Raw genomic sequence first — 4,632 nt, 5'->3', positions numbered from 1 at the left:
TTCCGGCGGCAGGCTGAACCGTTAGGCCTTGATCGCCAAGGCGTCGGCATCGGTCATGTAGCTGTACGACACGAACGGCATCGCCGGATAAAGCCGCGCGCCATCGCGCCGGACGCCACGATGCACCGCATTGAGAAAGTCCTGATCGCTGTAGTTGCCGATACCGGTCTCCTTGTCCGGCGTGATGTTGGTCGAGTACAGCGTGCCGAACGGCAACTTGAATCCCAGTCCACCGGCGTAGGGCTTGCTGTCCGGCGCGGTATGGCAGGCCATGCAATCCGCCGCCTTGGCGAGATACGCCCCGCGCTCCACCAGGCTCGCCGTTGCGAGCGACGCCGGAACGCCGGAAGGATCACCGGCCTTGTAGTCGGCCAGTGCCACCTTCGAACCATCGGCAAAATCCATTGGACCGGGACCGCGGACGATCCAGACGGCGACGACCAGCGCGATCAGGACGATCGCGACCAGGCTTGCGAGAATGCACCGCACCGCGGAGCTCATGCCTTTTTCCCCGCAGCGATCAGGGAACGGTCGATCGGAAGCCGCCGCAAGGCTGTGCCAGTCGCGGCGAAAATTGCGTTGCGCAGCGCTGGCGGTCCCGCAGTCACGCCGGTTTCGCCGATGCCTCCCGGCGCCTCGCCGCTCTTGATGACATGGACCTCGATCTTCGGCGCCTGATCGATGCGCAGCATGCGATAGTCGTTGAAGTTCGACTGTTGAACACGTCCCTTGTCGATGGTGATCTCGCCGTAAAGCGCGGCCGTCAGGCCGAAGATCAGGCCGCCCTGCAACTGCGCCACGATCGTGTCTGGATTGACAGCGATGCCGGTATCGACCGCCGAGGTGACGCGGTGCAGATGCACCTCGCCCTGCTCGTCGACTTCCGCCTCGACCACGGTTGCAATGAAGCTGCCGAATGACGGCTGCACGCTGACGCCGCGGCCGAAGCGGGCCGGCAATGCCTCGCCCCAGCCGGATTTTTCGGCGACGAGATTGAGTGCGGCGAGTAACCGCGGATTTTTTCCCAGCATGCCGCGGCGAAAGTCGACCGGATCCTTGCCCGCCTTCCGGGCCAGCTCATCGATGAAGCATTCGATGGCGAAGACATTGTTGTTGGGACCGACACCGCGCCAGAACCCGGTCGTCACCGCCGGTGGCTCGGCACGGACATATTCGACGTGGACATTGGGAATGTCGTAAGGCTGGTCGACTGCGCTATCGACCGCATCGATGTCGATTCCCTTCTGGAATCCACCCGGAAACCATCGCGCCATGACCGACGAACCGGTGACGCGATACTTCCAGCCGAGGATTTTGCCATCGGACAATGTCGCGGCGATGGTGTCGCGATAGGCCGGACGATACACCTCCTGGCGGATGTCCTGCTCACGGGTCCAGACCACTTTGACCGGACCGTCGACCTCTTTGGCGATGCGAACCGCGGTGACCACCATGTCGGCCTCCAGTCTGCGGCCGAAACCGCCGCCGAGCAGATGGTTGTTCACGATCACCTTCTCGACCGGCAACCCGGCGGCTTTCGCCGCTTCCGACTGCACCCGGGTCATGACCTGCGTGCCGACCCAGATTTCGCAGGAGTCCGGCTTGACATGAACCGTTGCGTTCAACGGTTCCATCGCGGTATGGGCCAGAAACGGCAGCTCGTAGGACGCTTCAAGCTTGTCGCCGGTGGCGAGACCCTTGGTAATGTCGCCAACGGATTTGGCGACCGCGCCATCCTTTTCACTGGCGGCGCGCAGATCCCGCCAGATCGCTTGCGAACTGAGGCCCGCATTTGGGCCTTCGTCCCAATCGATCGTCAACGCCTCGAGACCTTTCTTTGCCGCCCACATGTGATCGCCGACCACCGCGACGACGTCGTCAAGAACGACGACCTTCTGCACGCCCGGGATTTTCTTCGCCGCGGCGTCATCAACCTTGCCGACCTTTCCGCCGAATACCGGGCACAGCCTGAGCGTGGCAAATTTCATGTCGGGAAGCATCGCGTCAATGCCGTAGACGGCCTTGCCATTGACTTTGTCCGGCGTATCGAGCCGCTTCAGCGGCTTGCCGATCAGTACGAAATCCCTGGGATCCTTCAGCGCGACATTTTTCGGCGGCGTCTCGGCGCCTGCGGCATCGACCAGCGCGCCATAGGAGAGTTTGCGCCCGCTTTCCTTGTGGGTCACCTCGCTATTTGCCGTCGTGCAACTCGCGGGCTCGACCTCCCATTGTCGCGCCGCTGCCTGCACCAGCATGGCACGGGCGCCCGCGCCGGCATGGCGCAGCGACGTCCACCACGCCCGGATCGAATTGGAGTTGCCGGTGACTTGAATGCCGAACAGGGGATTGCCGTAGAGCTTGTCGTTCGGTGGCGCATGCTCCAGCGTCACCTTGGCGAAATCGGCGTCGAGTTCTTCCGCCAGAATCATCGCGATCGCGGTATAGACGCCCTGCCCCATCTCGACCTGCGGCATGACCAGCGTGGTGTTGCCGGAATGATCGATGCGGATCAACGCATTCGGCGCGAATTTGCCTGCCGCGTCGTCCGGCGGCTGCACCGGCTCGTTGAACGCGCGCACGGGCAGATGGAATGCGAACAGAAAGCCGCCCGCCAGACCACCGGTCAGCAAGCCGCGGCGCGAAACTCCGCCAGACGGTTTTTGTGCAACTGATTTTTGTGCATCTGTCATCGCGCGCCTCACGACTGACGTCCTGAGGCCGCCTGCTTGATGGCGGCGCGAATACGCACATAGGTGCCGCAGCGGCAGATATTTCCGGCCATCGCGGCATCAATGTCGGAATCGTCCGGATTGGGCGTGCTCGCGAGCAGGGCGACCGCCGACATGATCTGTCCGGATTGGCAATAGCCGCACTGGATCACTTCGAGATCGAGCCAGGCCTTCTGCACCTTCGCGCCGACCGGCGAGGCCGCGATCCCTTCGATCGTTGTGATGGCGCGGCCGCGCACCGCGCCGATCGCGAGCATGCAGGAGCGAACTGATTTGCCGTCGACATGCACGGTGCAGGCGCCGCATTGCGCGATGCCGCAGCCGAACTTCGTTCCGGTCATGCCAAGGATGTCGCGCAGCACCCAGAGCAGCGGCATGTCCGTGGGAGCGTCGACCGACCTCTGTTGGCCGTTGACCGTCAAGGTCATTGCCATAGAAACCTCCAAAGCATTGCCGGCCACGCGTCCGTGCCGAAGTCTGCGGCAGTGCATGAACTAGGCGATAGCCGACCATATCGCCCTGCAATCCGTCAACAAAGCGGATTGATCCTTGCAATGCCGACCGACGTTGCGATTGCGGCAAGAAGGTTTGGAATTCCGCAAGAATCAACACCTTGGCGACACCCACCCAGGGAACCGGTTTGCCCGATGGCTGTGGTCACATGATTGTTATCATCTCATGCGCAATCGGATGGGGATCGCAGCCCATCGTGCATCAAAGCCTATGGGGCCTCGATCAACCCGGCGATTCCCTTGCTCAATTGCCGAGCATTTCCACTACGACAGGTCGTGCATCAAGGTGGCTTCGATCCGCTCCAGCGCCCAGTCGACCTGATCGCCGGTGATCACAAGCGGCGGGGCGATGCGGATCGTGTGTCCGTGAGTGTCCTTGGCAAGGAGTCCCCTGCCCTGCAGCGCCTCGCAATAGCGACGCGCATCGCCTGCTTCGGGCTGAAGTTCGATCGCCAGCATCAGGCCACGGCCCCGCACCTCGCGGATGGAGTTGGCGCGGATGCTCCTGAGACCATCGAGCAAGCGCGCGCCCTGCACGGCCGCGTTGTCGATCATCCCTTCCTCGACAAGCACGCGCAGCGCCGCCCGCGCCACCGCACAGGCGAGCGGATTGCCGCCGAAGGTCGAGCCATGCTGGCCAGGCTTGAGGGTGCCAAGCACGGCGTTGTTCGACAGCACGGCCGACACCGGATAGAAGCCGCCGGACAGCGCCTTGCCGAGCAGCGTCACATCCGCCTCAATGCCGTCGTGCTGCTCGGCGAGCAGCTTGCCGGTGCGACCGAGCCCGGTCTGGATCTCGTCGAGGATCAGCATCACATCATGCGCGGTGCAGAGTTCGCGCACCTTCGCGAAATAGCCGGGCGGCGGGATGATGACGCCGGCCTCCCCCTGGATCGGCTCGACCAGGAAGGCAACCGTGTTCGGCGTGATCGCATCCTCCAGCGCCTTGGCGTCGCCAAAGGGAATGATCGCAAAGCCCGGCGCAAACGGTCCAAAATGATCACGGGCCGCCGGGTCGGTGCTGAAGCCGATGATGCCCAGGGTGCGTCCATGGAAATTGTCCGCGCAAACGATGATCTCGGCCTGCCCATCCGGCACACCCTTGACCTCGTAACCCCACTTGCGCACGGACTTGATGGCGCTCTCCACCGCCTCGGCACCGCTGTTCATCGGCAGCACCTTGTGCGAGCCGGTCAACTCCGCGATCTCGGCGTAGAACGGGGCCAGCTGGTCGTTGTGGAAGGCACGCGAGGTGAGCGTCAGCTTGCCAGCCTGTTCCACCATCGCGGCCAGGATCTTCGGATGACAATGACCCTGGTTCACCGCCGAATAGGCCGAGAGACAGTCGAGATATCGATTGCCTTGCGTATCCCAGACAAAGACCCCTTCGC

The 4,632-nt window shown here is 63.1% G+C and carries 3 protein-coding genes and 1 pseudogene; all 4 read right to left on the bottom strand.

Annotated elements, in window-relative coordinates; translation table 11 throughout:
• Positions 1-24: 24 nt before the first annotated feature.
• Positions 25-501 (bottom strand): annotated as a pseudogene (locus WCB02_RS41960) (cytochrome c); the annotation flags it as partial.
• On the bottom strand, positions 498-2,690 hold the full coding sequence (locus WCB02_RS41955) for a molybdopterin cofactor-binding domain-containing protein (RefSeq protein ID WP_423968912.1): 2,193 nt from the start codon (positions 2,688-2,690) through the stop codon (positions 498-500). The gene WCB02_RS41955 and the pseudogene WCB02_RS41960, both read right to left, overlap by 4 nt.
• Positions 2,691-2,698: 8 nt before the next feature.
• Positions 2,699-3,163 (bottom strand): (2Fe-2S)-binding protein, encoded by a 465-nt coding sequence (locus tag WCB02_RS41950; protein ID WP_423968910.1) that lies wholly within the window; start codon positions 3,161-3,163, stop codon positions 2,699-2,701.
• A gap of 342 nt (positions 3,164-3,505) precedes the next feature.
• On the bottom strand, positions 3,506-4,632 hold a 1,127-nt coding region (gene rocD, locus WCB02_RS41945), incomplete at its 5' end, for an ornithine--oxo-acid transaminase (RefSeq protein ID WP_423968907.1).

This window comes from Bradyrhizobium sp. (assembly GCF_049581145.1).
Taxonomy (GTDB): Bacteria; Pseudomonadota; Alphaproteobacteria; order Rhizobiales; family Xanthobacteraceae; genus Bradyrhizobium.
Note: the sequence above shows the minus strand (reverse complement) of the source record. Positions and strands in the feature narration are given on the sequence as shown.

Coding starts and splice junctions, on each gene's coding strand:
- WCB02_RS41955 (WP_423968912.1), bottom strand. CDS start 2,690: ATGACAGATGCACAAAAATCAGTTGCACAAAAACCGTCTGGCGGAGTT.
- WCB02_RS41950 (WP_423968910.1), bottom strand. CDS start 3,163: ATGGCAATGACCTTGACGGTCAACGGCCAACAGAGGTCGGTCGACGCT.